A 16145-nucleotide genomic window follows, 5' to 3' on the forward strand; every position below is an offset into this window, starting at 1 on the left:
GACGCTAGCTCCGCCCCTAGGATTCGAACCTAGACTGCACGGCTCCAAAGGCCGGCGTGCTGCCATTACACCAGGGCGGATTGTTCATACGATGAACAAGGCTTTTCTATCTTGCCATTAAGATGGGAAACATGGAAATTCTGCGTAGCATTTTGCTTATTTTGCACCTTGTCGGCATGGCCATCATCGTTGGTGGTTACTTTACATACATGCGTTCACCACGTGTCGTGGCAGGCATGTTGCACGCTTCCTTCCTGCAGTTGGTGACCGGTCTGGCCCTTGTGGGTATCGCTGAAGCGATGGGTGGGGCCAACCACATGAAGATCGGAATCAAACTGGTCCTAGCGATTCTGGTCACCGTTTTCGCGTTCATTGGCAACCGCAAGCAGAAGGCTCACGACCAAGCCGATGGACCGCAGCCGTCAGCCACAATGGCTCACTTGACCGGTGTGTTCGCAATCATCGCGGTCATCGTTGCAGTAACGCTGTAACAGCCTGCATTTCAACGAGCGACACCCGCGCGGTGTCGCTCGTTTGTGTATCAGCTCCCCGTCGCTTAAAAGTGAAACATCATGAATTTTGACTTCCTTGATTCGCAATCCGATTCACAACCCGAAGAACCGGAAGCACACACCGCACCACACCAGGAAGAACTTCTGGAAAATCTCAACCCGCAGCAGCGACAGGCCGTCACGCATTCAGGTTCGGAGCTGTTGATCGTTGCAGGTGCTGGGTCAGGAAAAACGACCGTTCTCACACGACGGATTGCGCATATTTTGGCGACTGGCCAAGCTCACCCCGGGCAGATTCTTGCGATCACATTCACGAACAAGGCTGCTCGCGAAATGCTCGACCGTGTCACCTCCCTGGTGGGCGAACGGGCACGTGGCATGTGGATCTCTACGTTTCACTCCGCCTGTGTACGCATTCTGCGACGCGAAGCACGGGATCGCACATCGAATTTCTCCATCTACGACGCGCAAGACTCTTTACGACTCATCACGCAGGTGACAAAAGAGCTCGACCTCGACCCCAAAAAGTTCGCGCCCAAGACCCTTCGGAATCGCATTTCAAATCTCAAGAACGAATGTGTGACCGCAGCAGACTTCGAAGCCACAGCTAAGGAAAACAATCCGTTAGAGCAAGCGACTGCGCGGGTGTACAGCCGGTATCAAGAACGTTTGGCAGTAGCTAACGCGTACGATTTTGACGACCTCATCATGGAAACCGTGCGGTTGCTCACGCACAACCCCGAAATCGCGCGCAACTATCGTGCACGCTTCACGCACATTTTCGTCGACGAGTATCAAGACACCAACCCGGCTCAATACGCGCTGATCCGGGTACTTGCCGGCGCGGACCTGCCAGAGCCCACCGGCCAGCTCACCGTGGTTGGTGACGCCGACCAGTCGATCTACGCGTTTCGAGGAGCCACTGTTCGCAACATTGTGGAGTTTGAAAAAGACTTCCCCCACGCACAGACGATCGTTCTCGAACAGAACTACAGGTCCACGCAAAACATTCTTTCGGCTGCCAACGCGGTCATTCGGAACAACGACGACCGTCGCGACAAGAACTTGTGGACAGACCAAGGAAGCGGTGAAAAAGTGGTGGGGTGGGTCGCTTCTACTGAGCACGCAGAAGCGCAGTTCATCGTGGACACGATCGACGAACTCATGGACGAATCGGACCTCACGTACGGCGATTTCGCTGTTTTCTACCGCACTAACGCTCAGTCACGGGCCATTGAAGATGCCCTGGTGAGGGCAGGCCTTCCATACAAGGTGGTTGGTGGAACCCGCTTCTATGAGCGCAAGGAAATCAAAGACGTTCTGGCCTATGCTCACGTTTTGTCTAACCCGTCCGACGATGTGAATCTGCGCCGTATTCTCAACGTTCCTAAGCGTGGAATCGGTGACCGTGGCGAAGCCTTTATTGCGGCACTTGCAAACCGCGAACGCATCAGCTTTTATGACGCACTCCTCCGCGCTGAAGAGGCCCCCGGAATGACAAAACGAACGCTGGGGCCGCTCCAGTCGTTTGCCAAACTCTTGAGTGATCTCCTCGAAGCGTCCCAGGGCGCTCAGCCGTCCCGCGTCCTTGAAGCGATCATGGAGCAAACAGGCTACTTAGACGAACTGAACCGCAGTACCGACCCTCAGGATGAATCACGGGTGGACAACCTCGCGGAGTTGGTTGCGGTTGCTGAGGACTTCCAGCACACACAACCGGAAGCTACGCTCAATGACTTTCTCGAGCGCGTCTCACTGACCGCAGATGCCGACTCTGTTCCAGACTCTCACGCCGGCGAAATCACCCTCATGACTTTGCACACAGCCAAGGGCCTAGAGTTCCCCGTGGTGTTCCTCACCGGTTTAGAAGATGGCACGTTCCCGCACCAGCGCTCGTTTACCAGCGCTACGGAACTGGCGGAAGAACGTCGTTTGGCCTATGTGGGTCTTACGCGCGCAATGCAGCGCCTCTTTGTGTCTCGCTCAGAAACCCGGTCCATGTGGGGCCAGTCGTCCTACAACCCGCCCAGTAGGTTCCTGCAAGAGATCCCAGAGGAGCTGATCGATTGGCAGTCGACCGGCACGGTTGCTGCGCCTGTTGCGAGCTCAGCTAACCGTTCGCTGTCAGCTGGCCGGTACACCTCGGGAGGACGCACGGCAGCTTCCGTAGGCAGGTCCGGTTCGCGGATCCGGCCGCAAAGGGAGGTTCCCGAGGTCGCAGTTGGGGATACTCTGTCCCACGACTCCTTTGGTTTGGGAACTGTCGTCGAAGTGACGGGCTCGGGCGATAAAACCGTTGCGCACGTGGACTTTGGTTCAGAAGGGACCAAACGGTTACTCATGCGCTACGCGCCAGTGCAAAAACTCTAAGATCCCAGACACAGCAAAGGGGCGGGAGCTCTATGCTCCCGCCCCTTTTGAGAAGAACGTGTGTTCTTACTCGTTTCCGAGCTTGCCGTCAGCAGCGTCGCGACCCTGGTTAACCTGGTCTTCGAACTTGCCACCGGTCTTGTCGTTAGCGAAGTCAGCACCCTTGTCGAGTGCGTCGTCGGTAACGCCTTCAGCCTTTTCGCTATTAACTGCGTCCTTTGCCTTGTCTGCGAAGTCTCCGAGTCCCATTAATCCTCCTTGTATTACGTGGACAGTTGCGATCAGCAACCTGTCTCCAACATTTCCATCGAGTAGCTTGTGAGACAACCGCCCCTTAAGAAAACCTTGCGATTTTCACGTGACGTTCAGGTTTTCTTCGCCGTTCCTTCAGCTAGCGTGTGAGCTGGCGCCCGATGATGGTCCGCTGAATCTCCGAGGAGCCCTCGTAAATGCGGAAGATTCGGACGTCACGGGCGTAGCGCTCGAGCGGGAAGTCCCTGGTGAAGCCGTAACCACCGTGAATCTGCAGAGCTTCGTCCGTGATGAACGCGGCGGCTTCAGATGCCACCAGTTTTGCGGTTGCCGACTTGATGGTGAAGTCTTCGCCCGTGTCACGCGAGTGCGCGGCGTCCATTGTGACGAGGAATGCCTGCTGGTAGCGCGCGTAGATGTCAGCAAGCTTGAAAGCGATCGCCTGAAGGGCCGCAATAGGTTTGCCGTTGATGTGGCGAGTCTTGGACCATGCAACAGCGTGCTCCATAGCCTTGCGCGAAATACCGATACTCATCGCGGCAACTTCGATACGACCTCGGTCCAGGACCTTCATGGCGGTCTTAAAGCCCTGGCCTTCTTCACCCAGTAGGGCGTCTGCAGGCAGTTCGCAGTCGAACGAGATTTCATACACGGGTGATCCGCGCAGACCCATCGTCTTTTCGTGGCCACCGACCACAATGCCTTCGACCTTAGCGGTGTCGACCAGGAAGGCCGAGATTCCGCGGTGGCCGGCCTCGGGGTCAGTGATGGCGTACACGACGACAAAGTCAGCGAACCCAGCATTCGTGATGAAGTGCTTGGTGCCCTTGAGGTGCCAACCGTTGTCAGTGCGCACGGCTTTTGTGCTCATTTCGGCTGGGTTAGAACCTGCGCCGGGCTCGGTGAGACCAAATGCACCAATGACTTCACCGCTGGCAGCACGTGGCAAGTAGGCGTTCTTCTGTTCGTCGGTTCCGCCAATCAGCACAGAGTCTGTGGCCAGGTAGTGCGCGGTGACGATCGACGCGGTCGAACCACATCCGCCAGCGACTGCAGCGACCATGTGGGTCATCGCGACCGAGCTGATTCCTGGACCACCGTACTCTTCTGGCAGGTTAAGTCCCATGACTCCCATGTTCGCGAGCGCCTTAATGACGTCGTGAGGAATCTCTTCAGTTTCGTCGGTTTTCGCGGCTTGGGGTTCCAGAACTTCGTTCGATAGCTCCTCGACGGCTTCGATGAGCATCTTCTCGTCGTCAGATACACCAAACATGTGCTTCCTCCTAAATTTCGTCGTTGTGTTCACCCAGGCGGGGAACCGGCAGCTCAGCGACTGGCCGCTCGCCGTCAAAGAGCAGTGGGTGTCCCGCATAGCGGTGGCCTGTGCGTTCGTCAGTGCGGATGAGGTCGCGTTCCCGGCCGAGGTCGGACTCGAGGCTCTGTTTCAAGTCCAGTACCGCTGAGCACGGGATTCCGTTCGTACCGAGGAGCTCCAGTGCCGAATCAACAGTGTGGGATTTGAGAGCTTCCTCGATTTCGGCGCGGAGATCCTCTTCGTTCGCCTTCCGCTTGGGGTCGGTGAGGAAACGTTCGTCGGTTGCGAGCTCAGGCCGTTCAAGGGTTTCAGCGAGGTGAGCAAACAGGCGGTCGTTTGCCACCGCAATAACAATGAGCCCATCAGACACCTGGTAGGTGTCAAAAGGCGCGGTGACGGGGTGAGCGTTCCCTGAAGGAACCGGCGCCTCACCCGTCGAGTCGTACACCGCCACGTTGGTAGGCTGCATCGAAACCAGCACATCGTACATGGGAATGTCCACATGGCTACCCTCGCCGGTGACCTTCTGCTTGTACAGAGCAGACGCGATCCCAAAGGCTGCAAGGTTTCCGGCTGCGACATCAGCAATCGACTCCCCTACACGCGTAGGTCCACTTTCAGCTGTCCCCGTAGCCGCCATGAGGCCACTACGTGCTTGAACCACGGTGTCATACGCTGGGCTCTTGGCGAAGCTACCGGCCTGCCCGTAACCAGAAATAGATGCGTACACCAATTCAGGACGCTTAGCACGCAACTGTTCAGCTGAAATACCCAACTTCTGAGCAACGCCGGGGCGGAAGTTTTCAACCACAACGTCGGCACGCTCGAGAAGAGCATCCAAACGCGCACGGTCTTCATCAGACTTCAGGTCGATTTCAACCGATTTCTTTCCGCGGTTAAGGCCAGAGAAGTAGACGCTCTCTCCGTCTTTAAAGGGACCCAGGTGTCGCGCGTCGTCGCCCACGCCGGGGATTTCGATCTTGATGACCTCAGCACCTAGATCAGCAAACATCGCGGTCGCGTAGGGACCGGCAAGCACTCGTGAAAAATCTACGATTGTGACGCCAGAAAACGGTGAATGTGACATACATCAATTGTCCCAGCCTGGGCTAGAACATTCAGTTTCTCCCGAACACGAGTGTCCAGCTAGTCGGACAAAATGCTTACACGCCAGGGACCGTCAGCGCGAGTGTCAGCACTAAGCCGGCCAGGATCATCAGCGTGGTTACATCGGCGATCATGCTGCGGTTACTCCACCACGAATTCCACGGGCTCAAACGCACACACGCCAGCCCAACCAGGCAGAGCGCTAAACATGCCGCCGTGTAGAGCACGCTCACAAACGCAAGTGCGCAAGCCACCAGAATCCACAGCAGGGTCACCAACAAGACCCAATCACGGCCGGTGGGGTTGGAGAACCTGCGTTTCCACACGATCCACCGTTTGGAAATAGGCCCGCGGCCTCGTCGTTTCGTCCGAGCTTTTTTAGTGGAAGAAATGGCGAGTACCCGTCAAATAGAGCGTCAATCCTGCCTTGCGTGCAGCTTCGATCACTTCTTCATCTCGAATCGACCCACCAGGTTGCACCACCGCACGCACGCCAGCCTCGATGAGCACTTCCAAACCGTCAGCAAACGGGAAGAAGGCGTCAGACGCCACAACAGATCCGCGAGCGCGCTCCTCACCGGCACGCGATACTGCCAAACGGGCCGAATCAACCCGGTTGACCTGCCCCATTCCAATACCCACAGAAGCACCGTCTTTTGCCAACAGAATTGCGTTGGACTTCACCGACCGGACCGCGCGCCATGCAAACACCAAGTCAGCGAGTGTCGCGTCATCGGCAGGTTCGCCAGTAGCCAACGTCCAGTTGTCTGGGTTGTCGCCTGGGGCCTGGTACACGTCACGTTCCTGAACCAAGATCCCGCCGCTGATCGATCGGAACTCTGTTGGAGCAAACGACACATCCCCCAGTTCCAACAGGCGGATATTCTTCTTTTTCTGCAAAACCTCAGCGGCACCTTCTTCGAAGGACGGAGCGGCAACGACCTCGGTGAAAATAGGGGCGATCTGCTCCGCAAGTGCCACAGTCACTGGCCGGTTTGTCGCGATGACCCCACCGAAAGCAGAAACCGAATCACACTCATGGGCACGTGCGTGAGCTTCCTCAATTGTTGTCCCCACCGCGACCCCACACGGGTTGGCGTGCTTAATGATTGCCACTGCGGGTTCGTCGAAGTCATAGGCCGTGCGCACTGCAGCATCCGTGTCTTGGTAGTTGTTGTACGACATTTCTTTTCCGTGCAACTGCTTGGCAGATGCCAGGCCCCCACCAGTTGCGTACACGCGTGCTTCCTGGTGTGGGTTCTCGCCGTAACGCAAACCGGACTTCAACTCTCCCGTAGCCCCAAAGAACTCCGGAGTTTCGCTGTGTGAAGCGAACCACGACGCAACTGCAACGTCATAGGTTGCGGTGTGTGCGAACGCTTTAGCCGCAAGAGCAGTCCGTTGCTCGAGCGTGAAGCCGCTACCCTGTGCAGCTTCAACAACAGAAGAGTAGTCAGCGGGGTCTACCACGATCGCCACGGACGCGTGGTTCTTCGCAGCGGCCCGCACCATGGAAGGGCCACCGATATCGATCTTTTCAATACAGTCGTCATACCCTGCACCGGAGGCGACAGTTTCACTAAACGGGTAGAGATTCACCACAACCAGGTCAAACGCTTCGATGTTCAGGTCTGCCAATTGCGTCATGTGGTGGGGGTTGCGGGTGTCAGCGAGGATCCCCGCGTGAACACGTGGGTGAAGCGTTTTGACGCGCCCGTCAAGACACTCAGGGAAGTCGGTGAGCTCTTCCACTTTGGTGACCGCGACACCGGCCTGCGCGATCGTCGACGCTGTTGAGCCTGTCGAAACAATGTCGACTCCCGCGGAAGCCAGGCTCTGAGCGAATTCTTCTAACCCGGTCTTGTCAAAAACACTGATAAGAGCGCGGCGAATAGGGCGTTGTTCAGACACGTGAGGACTCGCTTTCTGATGGTGTGAGAGTGACGCGACGCCCGTTGAGGGTCAGCGTGTGCGTCGCCAAGTCGGACAGAAGTCGCACGAGTTGTTCCCGCTCGACTTCTTTAATTCTTTCGTGAAGGGTTTCTTCAGTGTCAGTGGGACGGATGTCAATGGGAAACTGACGAATAATGGGGCCAGTATCCACACCCTCATCGATGAGGTGAATAGTCGTACCGGTCACCTGGACTCCGTGGGCCAGGGCATCGCGCACCGCGTGGGCCCCCGGAAAACTTGGGAGAAGAGCCGGGTGCGTGTTGATGATGGTGCCTGCAAACCTTGAGACAAACTCTGGTCCTAGAATCCTCATCAGCCCAGCTGACACGATCCAGTCCGGTTGATAGCTCGCAACCGCATCAGCGAGCGCTCGGTTCCACTCCGCACGATCCGCATACGAAGAAAAATCCACACTAAACGCATCGACACCCGCCTGCTCAGCACGCTGCAAAACCGGGGCGTCAGGAAGATCTGACCCCACTGCGACAACGCTGTAGGGCCCGGCAGCGTCCAAAACCGCCTGGGTGAGTGTCCCTGAACCAGAAGCCAACAGAAGAATACGCACGTCGCCATTCTAAGCCTTGCGGTTCACCGCTCGAGTTCGTGTGCCACACTTAGACACGTGATGCCTCCCAAGAATGAAACGACTGAAAACACCTCCATCGGACACGATGAGAAGAAACGCCGGCGCTTGGGCTACACATTTTTAGCCCTGTGCGCGCTTTCCTTCATGTTCTCTTTCTACCGCTTGCCGTTTTCCTTGCTCGCAGGCGTGTTTTCAATCGGAGCTCTCATTTGGGGTATCCGCCTGTTCATCGCTTGTGTGAAAACTAAGGGCCCTGCCCCAATGCTGGTGTTTTCAGTCATCGGTGTGGTCGCCTCGGTGATGAGCATCCTGGCCGCCGCTGGAACGCTCGTCTTGTACCCCACACAAAAGTCCCTCGAAGAATGCACCACATCTGCCATCACTCAAGAAGCCAGCGTTGCGTGTCAAACGGAATACAAACAAGGCGTCGAGGAGCTCTACAAGCAGATAACCGGACAGCCTCTACCCAGCTGATTGTGAATCCGAGTGCTGAGAAGTAGACGTCGAGACATAAAAGTCGCGCAGTTTTTTCATCCCTAAGCCAAGACCAACCCCAGCTATCAGCCAAACAGCGCTTGCCACCACAAACGTCCACGGAACCACACCCGTAGCTTGCAAGCCTCCCGGGCCAATTCCACCAAAGAAGAAAAACGACGCGAGTACTAAGGCACACAACGCTTGGATACCTGCAACCACGGAATTCTGCAGCGTCGCCATATCCGAAAACGCAACCACTAAGGCAACGACAACAATGGGAACAGCCACCAACGCGATTCCTTCCGGATGTGGTGAGTGCGGGATGACCGCAAAACTCGGAATAGCAGGCAGTGGACCTTCGAACCCGGACATCGCTGAAGCATGGATGTCACCACCCAAGTGAAGTGGAAACCCTGTCACCCATGTCAGAGTCGCAGCCCACACGGTAGGCGCAAACATAACCTGCACAATGCCGAGCCCAACAGCGGCAACCGCAGGCGCGCTGTATGAAGAAACGACCTCGGCGGCGGTGGAAAAATTCCTCCACACGGCAACCGCAAAAACAACATGTGCGGCAACAATAAGAGCAATAAGCAGACGTGCAACAAGTGCTACTGAACCGTCTACAGCATCTCCCCATGCAAAACTCAAACGATCGTCGCACCAGCGTGCCACATGTTCAGCACCTATACGGATGCCCCAAGCCGGAGCGATGACAAGAAGAATAATGTTGCGGAAAACAGCAAGCCCAGTAATGGGGGCCCCGCTCACCACAACCGCAACCACAATGACAAGAAGAACGCTCAGTGACAGGCCAGCCAGCCGTAACAGCTGAGTTCTCAGCAAGTCTTCGGAAGAAACACTGTCTTCTGCACGTAGCGACTTACCTGCGCGATACATCTGCCACGCGATTACGAGCGAAAGCAACGTCGGGGGCAAACTCAAAACAAAATCGGCCTGTTCGAACGGGAACCCGAAAGCCGCTAACGCACCGCGCGTGGCCCAGTCAGGAATCGTGGAGATAGGCAACATCTTGGCTACCGCCACCAGCCACATCACAAACGACAAACCCAATGCGCTGAGAACAAAAACGATGAGGACACGGGCGCCCGCCAGCGCACCGAGCCCCACAGGCCGGGCAAACTCATTGAACGATTGGGAAGTCTTTGGCACACATACATCTTGCCGTCCCAGCAACGGGTGTTCCAATTAAGACACACCCGGTTTAAAGCCTGCATGATACCTTGGAGACGGTATATATAGACGTTTTGTGAGGATTATATGAGTTCAGGGAATAACTTTCCCCCTGGCATGCCGCCACAGCCACCCCGGCCACCGCAGCACAACGGAACGCCAAACGGCGCAGGTTCCACACCTCAAACTCCCATGGGAACGGGACCTAATCAGCCACCTCGGCCGGCGCCCGCCCCAGGTTATGCGAACCCTCAAGCTGGGCCACAAAAGAAGAAATCTTCCAAGGCCCCACTCATTATTTCGCTCGCCGCAGTTGCAGGTGTCATCCTTCTGGTTGTCGCTGGGATCGTCGTGGTCAATGTTGTCAACAAACAACAGCACAGCCCTCAGGCCCTCGCACAGTCATACGCTGACGCCGTCAACGCTGGCGACATGAAAGAAGCCAACGAAATCGCCAAGGTTCGCGTGCCCAAGGGTGCGCGCGAAGAACTCCTTGACCCTCGTTTTATTGAGTCGTCTCCCGACAAGATCACCGACGTTAAGGTCGATGACGTTGAGCGCAGGGGCGACACCGCACAAATCGGCTTGTCATACACCATCAGCGGTCAAGAACATTCCGTGAAGTTGCACGCCGAAAAGAAAGGCAAAAAGGGCCTGTTCTTCGACGACTGGCAGATGCAGGGCCCCCAGGTTCAGCCTGTGACCCTCGAATCACCTTCCGACAAGATCAAGGTCAACGGTGAAGAACTCAACGTTGAACCCGGAGCCACCGTGTTCGCAGTATTCCCCGGCACATACGAGGTTGAAACGCCTGAGAGTAAGTTCCTGACCGGGGACACGCAATCCTTTTCCTTGGGCTTCCTCAGCGAAGAAGACAAAGAAGAGCCACAAGAGATCCGACTGCGCACAGATGTCAAAGACGAACTGAATAAACAGGTTGAAAAGCTCGTCAACAAAAAACTCGACAAGTGCATCAAGTCGGGCAGTTTCGCTCCAAAAGGATGTCCTTTCTCCGTCGACACGAACTCACAATCTCAGGGCCTAAAGATTAAGGACGACGTCAAAGACGGCGACGTTCACTGGAAGCTCAAAAAGCGCCCTAAGATCTACGTTTCGTACTCCGGAACCCTGGGAAGTGGAGTGTACTTCACTAAAGAGGATGGTGAAGCCTCGTTTACAGCCGACTCAAAGCAGGCTGGAAAGAACGCATGGAAGTCAACCAGCAACCAAAAGTTCAAGATGTCCGGAAAGGTCATCATTGACGGAGACTCCGTAAAAATTGAGGACTACTGACCGTAGTTCACACATGTGGGCCCCCGGACGCTACGTCCGGGGGCCCACATGCTTCTGGCTACACTCCCACGGTACGCGCCGGAAGCTCCACGTTCAGGGCCTGTTCCAACCACAGCGATGCAGACAGAACAAACGGATCGTTAAAACGACGCCCCGCAACCTGCACTCCCACCGTGCGCCCGTCGTCCGTGTAACCAGCGTGCACCGTGGACGCCGGCTGCTCCGACATGTTGTACGGCACAGTAAACGACGTGTGTCCCATGCTCTGCGTGGGATCATTAAACGGCATTGGCCACTCAGCTGGAAACGCCGCGACCGGAGCCACCGGCGACAACACTAGGTCATATGGTTCAGTTGCGCTCACCGTGCGTTTCCGCATCCTATGAATTGAGTTGTACGCGTCCATGAGTTCGGGACCGCTGACATCGGCCCCAGCTTCACACCACTGCACAACATACGGAAGCACGTGGGCACGGTCTTCTTCGCTGAGTTTCATGAGGTCGTTGTACGACCGCACACGCCAGAACAGATCAATGAGGCTCAGCAGTTCGTCATCCATGAACGGTGCAATTTCTTCCACCTGCGCACCCGCCGCCTCGAACGCGCGGGCAGCGCCTCGCACCACCTCGGCGACCTGCGGATCAACGTCCATTCCGCACCCAGCGTCCACATGCACGGCCACGCGCACGGAAGCAGGATCAAAACTGGTTTGATAAGGCCCTTCAAACGGCGGAAGTTGGGAATAGTCGCGCGAATCGGAACGCCCAATGATGTCCATCGCAGCAATCACGTCACTCATGCGACGCGCAAGCGGGCCCGCGCAACGTCCCTGATACGGCACGGAAAGCGGAATTCGACCAAAACTGGGCTTAAGAGTCGCCAGTCCCAGCCACGTTCCAGGAAGGCGGATCGAACCACCAATGTCGCTACCGATGTGTATCGGGCCATAGCCTGCAACAGCAGCTGCACCAGCACCAGAAGACGAGCCTCCCGTTGTCAGGTCCGGGTTGATGGGCGAACGTGTGATCCCGTGAAGTGAAGACACCCCAGAGGACAGCATGCCCCAGTCTGGCATAACGGTCGAACCCACGATGACGGCCCCGGCTTCTTCCAGACGATCCACAATTGGCGCGTTGTCCTTCTCTGGGGTGCGTGAGCCCGGCTGGGTTCCTGACGGCATCGCGACCCCGGCACGCGCAATGTTCTCTTTCACCGTGACCATCACACCGTCCAGGACGCTCAGAGCTTCGCCACGCTGCCAGCGTTCGGCTGACTCCTGTGCCGCTTTTCGCGTGCGTTCCATGGTTGGCCCGTCTGCCGTAGCGTTGTCCCACAGCGCGTTAATAGTGGGTTCGCACGCAGCGATGCGCTCCGCGACCGCATCGAGCACATCAACTGGGCTAAACTCCCCGTTTGCGTATCCAGTTGTTGCTTCTTGAGCGGACAGATCCGCCAGCATAATGTGCTCCTTTCTGCAGATGTGTCGACGTGTATCGACGTATTTTGACTGTGTGGTGCCCCCGTCACCCGGTCACCACGTGGTTTGTTTAGGCGTGTTGCGACAGTGCATCCTCAAGTTGTGGAGTCGCAGCTACGAGCTTCTGCGTGTACGGGTGGGACGGTGCTTCATAGATGTGGTCGACTGTCCCAGTTTCCACAATTTCGCCACTTTTCATGACTGCAACATCGCTACACAGATAGCGCACTACAGACAGGTCGTGGCTGACAAAGATCAACGTGAGGCCGTATTCCTCAACGAGGTCGGTGAGCAGGTTGAGGACCTGCGCTCGAACCGAAACGTCGAGCGCTGAAACAGGTTCGTCGGCAACCAAGATCTGTGGCCTGCACACCAGTGCGCGCGCGATCGAGATGCGTTGCCTCTGCCCGCCAGAAAACTGGTGTGGGTACCGGTTTTCTGCTGTTTCATCGAGCCCTACCGCGATGAGCATTTCGCGTACTCGGGTGGCGCGTTCCTGTGCGGGAACTCCCATAGCGATGAGCGGTTCAGCGACGATTTCGCGCACTTTCATGCGCGGGTCAAGCGACGCGAACGGGTCTTGGAACACGATCTGCAGGTCTTCGCGAACCTTGCGGATGTCCGCTTCCGCCCCGGCTGTGACGTCGTAGTCACCCACGGTCACTTTCCCGCTTGATGCTGTTTCCAACCCCGACAAGATCTTCAACAGGGTCGATTTCCCTGAACCGGACTCCCCCACGATTCCGAACCGTTGCCCCGGCTGGATCGTCAGGTCAATTCCTTTGAGCGCGTGGACTTTGTGGGGTGGCGCGAACAGACGCCCGGACTTGCGTTCATAGTCCTTCTTCAAGTCACGGATCTGGACGACCGTCCCGGGGTTTTCCTTCCCCGAGGTGTCCCCCACCTTCGTACTCCCCGCTGCCGAGGTGTCCCCCACCTCGGCACTTTCTGTCACCTTGGCATCATCTGCCGCCTCGGTGGCCTCCCCGGCGGCGTGGTGTTCCGCTTCTTCGAGCCGGTAGTCGTGGGCGGTTTGGATGGTGAAGAGGCGGCCGTTTTCATCGGTTGCGGACAGGTCCGAGGCGGCTAACAGTCCGCGTGTGTATTCGTGTTGCGGGTGTGTGAAGACGTCTTTGACCGTGCCTCGTTCGACGAGCTCTCCTTTGTACATCACCAACACGTGTTCGCACACGCGCGCAACGACAGCGAGGTCGTGGGTGATGAAGATCAGTCCCGTGTTGTTTTTCTGCACGCTGTGCCCAATGAGGTCCAGGATTCCTGACTGGACGGTCACGTCGAGCGCGGTGGTGGGTTCGTCGCAAATAAGTAGCCGAGGTGAGTTCGCCATTGCGATCGCGATCACCACGCGCTGTCGTTGGCCTCCCGAAAGTTGGTGTGGGTAGGCTTTTGCGGCGGCTTGTGGGTCAGGTAGGTCCACTTGAGTAAGTAGGTCGATGACCTTGTCGCGCAGGTTTGTGGTGTTCCCGTGGAGCTTCATGACTTCAGCCACTTGGTCGCCCACCCGCATGAGCGGGTTGAGCGCGCTCATGGGTTCTTGAAACACCATTGAGATGTCTTTTCCACGCAGTTTGGACATGCGGGCGTCGCTGAGCTTGAGCAGGTTTCCGGCGTGGCCCTGAAGTTCAATGGTCCCTGCGGCGTGCAGTTCATCAGGAAGGAGTCCCATGATCGCCGAGGCGGTGAGGGACTTTCCTGAACCGGACTCACCGATCAACCCCACCCGTTCACCTGGTGCAAGGTCGAAGGACAGAGGCTGCACGAGCTCCGTGGTGTCTGTTGCAATGCGCAGGTCTTTGACGTGTAAGAGTTCTGACATCACGACCGTCCCTTCAGTTTGGGGTCGAGTCGATCGCGGAGACCGTCACCCAACAGGTTGAAGCCCAACACTGCGATCGCGATTGCGATGCCTGGCCAGATCGCCAGTCCTGGGTGGCTTTCCAAATGTTGCTGCGCGTCGTACAGCATCCTGCCCCATGACGGAGTTTGCGCCTGGGTGCCTAGTCCCAGGAAGGACAGACCCGCCTCGGCCAAAATAGCCAGCGCGAACGCAACCGAACACTGCACGATCACCATGCCACCGATATTGGGCAAAACGTGTGTGCGCGCGATCGCGAACGCACTTCGATTTGCAGACTTTGCGGCCATGATGAATTCACGACTCATCACCTGCAGCGTCCCGGAGCGGGCTACACGCGCAAATCCGGGGATGGACGCGATTCCCACCGCAATCATGGCAGGCAAGGTTCCCGGCCCCAAGGCGGCGGCGAAAATCATGGCCAGCAAGAGCGCTGGAAACGCCAACAACAGGTCGTTGGTGCGCATGATCAGGCTCGACAGCCACCCGATGTTGGTCATGCCAGCCAAAATGCCCAGAGGTACACCAATGAGAACCGCAATTCCCACTGCCACGGCTCCCACGTACAGAGTGATCCGCGCACCCATCATGACCCATGTGAAGGTGTCACGGCCGTATTGGTCGGTTCCTAGCCAGTGCTCAGGCGTAGAACCAGACAACCGAGCGTCCATGTGATTGGGCGAATACGGCGTCCAAATAAAGCTGATGAGCGCGGTGATAATGATGAGAGCCACAAACACCAGGCCAACGATGAGGCTCATGTGCGAAAAGATTCGCTTGTTCATTACGCGGCCCTCCTCACACGCGGGTCGAGTATGGGGTACAGAAGGTCAATGATGGTGTTAAGCGCAAGCACCAGCACCACGAGCACTAAGACGATTCCTTGCACCGCAATCAGGTCACGGTTGCTCACTGCACGCACCAGTTCTGACCCCATCCCCGGGATCACAAAGACCTGCTCGATCACAACTGCTCCAATGAGCAGTGTGGCTAACTGCACACCGGCCACGGTGACAACGGGGATCGCGGCATTCCGCAGTCCGTGCTTCATCAGCGCGCGACCTTTTGTTTGACCTTTAGCGCGGGCGGTTCGCAAGAAATCTTCACCCATGACTTCCAGAACCGCCGAACGCACGTACCGGGTCAAAATGGCGGCCTGGACCAAAGCGAGCGCAAAGACCGGAAGCACTAAGCGGACCAGAAATTCTCCAAAGCCTTCTGCCGGCGCTTTCCACCCAGATGACGGGAACCATCCGAGCTGGAGCGAAAACAGCATGACCAGCAAGATACCCGCTAAGAAGTTCGGGATCGCCACGCCGATCTGGCTGGCACCGGAAATCAATGAGCCGAGCACGTTCTTGTGGTTGACAGCAGACAGGGTACCCAGTGGAACGGCGATGGCCAGGGCCACCACCATTGACGCCAGCACCACAATGAGCGTGACCTGAATCGAGTTCGCGATGACCGGAGCGATCGGCGCACCAGTCACGTACGACGTGCCAAAGTCACCAATGAGCACATGACCGATCCAATCGAAGTACTGCACCACGATGGGACGGTCCAAGCCATACTGTTTCTCCAAAGCTGCTACGGCCTCGGGGGTGGCACTCGTTCCCAACGCAACTTGCGCGGCGTTACCCGGCAGGATTTGCATGAGTGCGAACACCACCACCGAGGCGACTGCCGCTGTCAGAATGAACTGGAGCAGTCGACGTAGAAAGTAGCTTGTCAAA

At 57.0% G+C, this 16145-nt stretch carries 15 protein-coding genes and 1 tRNA gene; 4 read left to right on the top strand and 12 right to left on the bottom strand.

The features are described from left to right. Positions 1-8: 8 nt before the first annotated feature. Positions 9-80: transfer RNA gene (locus QP868_RS02985), tRNA-Gln, on the bottom strand. Between the two features lie 51 nt (positions 81-131). Here QP868_RS02985 and QP868_RS02990 point away from each other — a divergent pair. Further along, positions 132-491, top strand: coding sequence for a hypothetical protein (locus QP868_RS02990; protein WP_284925171.1), 360 nt, complete (start codon positions 132-134; stop codon positions 489-491). Between the two features lie 81 nt (positions 492-572). Further along, positions 573-2882 (top strand): DNA helicase PcrA, encoded by a 2310-nt coding sequence (pcrA, locus tag QP868_RS02995; RefSeq protein WP_284925172.1) that lies wholly within the window; start codon positions 573-575, stop codon positions 2880-2882. 66 nt (positions 2883-2948) lie between these two features. On the opposite strand, the gene QP868_RS03000 is transcribed toward pcrA, so the two are convergent. The 6 genes from QP868_RS03000 to purN form a co-directional block, all read right to left on the bottom strand. Further along, complete coding sequence (locus QP868_RS03000) at positions 2949-3131, bottom strand: antitoxin (RefSeq protein WP_284925173.1); 183 nt, start codon at positions 3129-3131, stop codon at positions 2949-2951. A gap of 142 nt (positions 3132-3273) precedes the next feature. Further along, on the bottom strand, positions 3274-4407 hold the full coding sequence (locus tag QP868_RS03005) for an acyl-CoA dehydrogenase family protein (RefSeq protein ID WP_284925174.1): 1134 nt from the start codon (positions 4405-4407) through the stop codon (positions 3274-3276). Between the two features lie 10 nt (positions 4408-4417). Next, complete coding sequence (locus QP868_RS03010; RefSeq protein WP_284925175.1) at positions 4418-5536, bottom strand: CaiB/BaiF CoA transferase family protein; 1119 nt, start codon at positions 5534-5536, stop codon at positions 4418-4420. 76 nt (positions 5537-5612) lie between these two features. Beyond that, a complete protein-coding gene (locus tag QP868_RS03015) occupies positions 5613-5882 on the bottom strand; it encodes a hypothetical protein (RefSeq protein WP_284925176.1) in 270 nt (89 codons plus the stop codon). 52 nt (positions 5883-5934) lie between these two features. After that, entirely contained in the window at positions 5935-7467 is a 1533-nt protein-coding gene (gene purH / locus QP868_RS03020) for a bifunctional phosphoribosylaminoimidazolecarboxamide formyltransferase/IMP cyclohydrolase (RefSeq protein ID WP_284925177.1), read from the bottom strand. Further along, positions 7460-8074, bottom strand: a complete 615-nt coding sequence (gene purN / locus QP868_RS03025) for a phosphoribosylglycinamide formyltransferase (protein WP_284925178.1) — start codon at positions 8072-8074, stop codon at positions 7460-7462. The genes purH and purN overlap by 8 nt, the downstream gene beginning before the upstream one ends. A gap of 57 nt (positions 8075-8131) precedes the next feature. Between purN and QP868_RS03030 the strand changes: the two genes are divergently transcribed. Further along, the gene (locus QP868_RS03030) at positions 8132-8569 is read left to right on the top strand and encodes a cyclin family protein (protein WP_284925179.1); all 438 of its coding nucleotides are present in this window, start codon (positions 8132-8134) and stop codon (positions 8567-8569) included. On the opposite strand, the gene QP868_RS03035 is transcribed toward QP868_RS03030, so the two are convergent. Next, positions 8558-9745, bottom strand: a complete 1188-nt coding sequence (locus QP868_RS03035) for a cell division protein PerM (RefSeq protein ID WP_284925180.1) — start codon at positions 9743-9745, stop codon at positions 8558-8560. The genes QP868_RS03030 and QP868_RS03035 overlap by 12 nt on opposite strands. A gap of 108 nt (positions 9746-9853) precedes the next feature. On the opposite strand from QP868_RS03035, the gene QP868_RS03040 reads away from it, so the two are divergent. Further along, positions 9854-11059, top strand: a complete 1206-nt coding sequence (locus QP868_RS03040; protein ID WP_284925181.1) for a zinc ribbon domain-containing protein — start codon at positions 9854-9856, stop codon at positions 11057-11059. A 58-nt stretch (positions 11060-11117) separates the two neighbouring features. On the opposite strand, the gene QP868_RS03045 is transcribed toward QP868_RS03040, so the two are convergent. The 4 genes from QP868_RS03045 to QP868_RS03060 all read right to left on the bottom strand — a co-directional run bounded on the left by QP868_RS03045 (position 11118) and on the right by QP868_RS03060 (position 16144). Then, positions 11118-12518 (bottom strand): amidase, encoded by a 1401-nt coding sequence (locus QP868_RS03045; protein ID WP_284925182.1) that lies wholly within the window; start codon positions 12516-12518, stop codon positions 11118-11120. Positions 12519-12606: 88 nt separating this feature from the next. Further along, entirely contained in the window at positions 12607-14373 is a 1767-nt protein-coding gene (locus tag QP868_RS03050) for a dipeptide ABC transporter ATP-binding protein (protein WP_284925183.1), read from the bottom strand. Further along, the gene (locus tag QP868_RS03055; protein ID WP_284925184.1) at positions 14373-15197 is read right to left on the bottom strand and encodes an ABC transporter permease; all 825 of its coding nucleotides are present in this window, start codon (positions 15195-15197) and stop codon (positions 14373-14375) included. Before QP868_RS03055 ends, QP868_RS03050 begins: the two co-directional genes overlap by 1 nt. Further along, positions 15197-16144, bottom strand: coding sequence for an ABC transporter permease (locus QP868_RS03060; protein ID WP_284925185.1), 948 nt, complete (start codon positions 16142-16144; stop codon positions 15197-15199). Before QP868_RS03060 ends, QP868_RS03055 begins: the two co-directional genes overlap by 1 nt. Between the last annotated feature and the right edge of the window lies 1 nt (position 16145).

Source organism: Brevibacterium sp. UMB1308A (assembly GCF_030230605.1).
GTDB lineage: Bacteria > Actinomycetota > Actinomycetes > Actinomycetales > Brevibacteriaceae > Brevibacterium.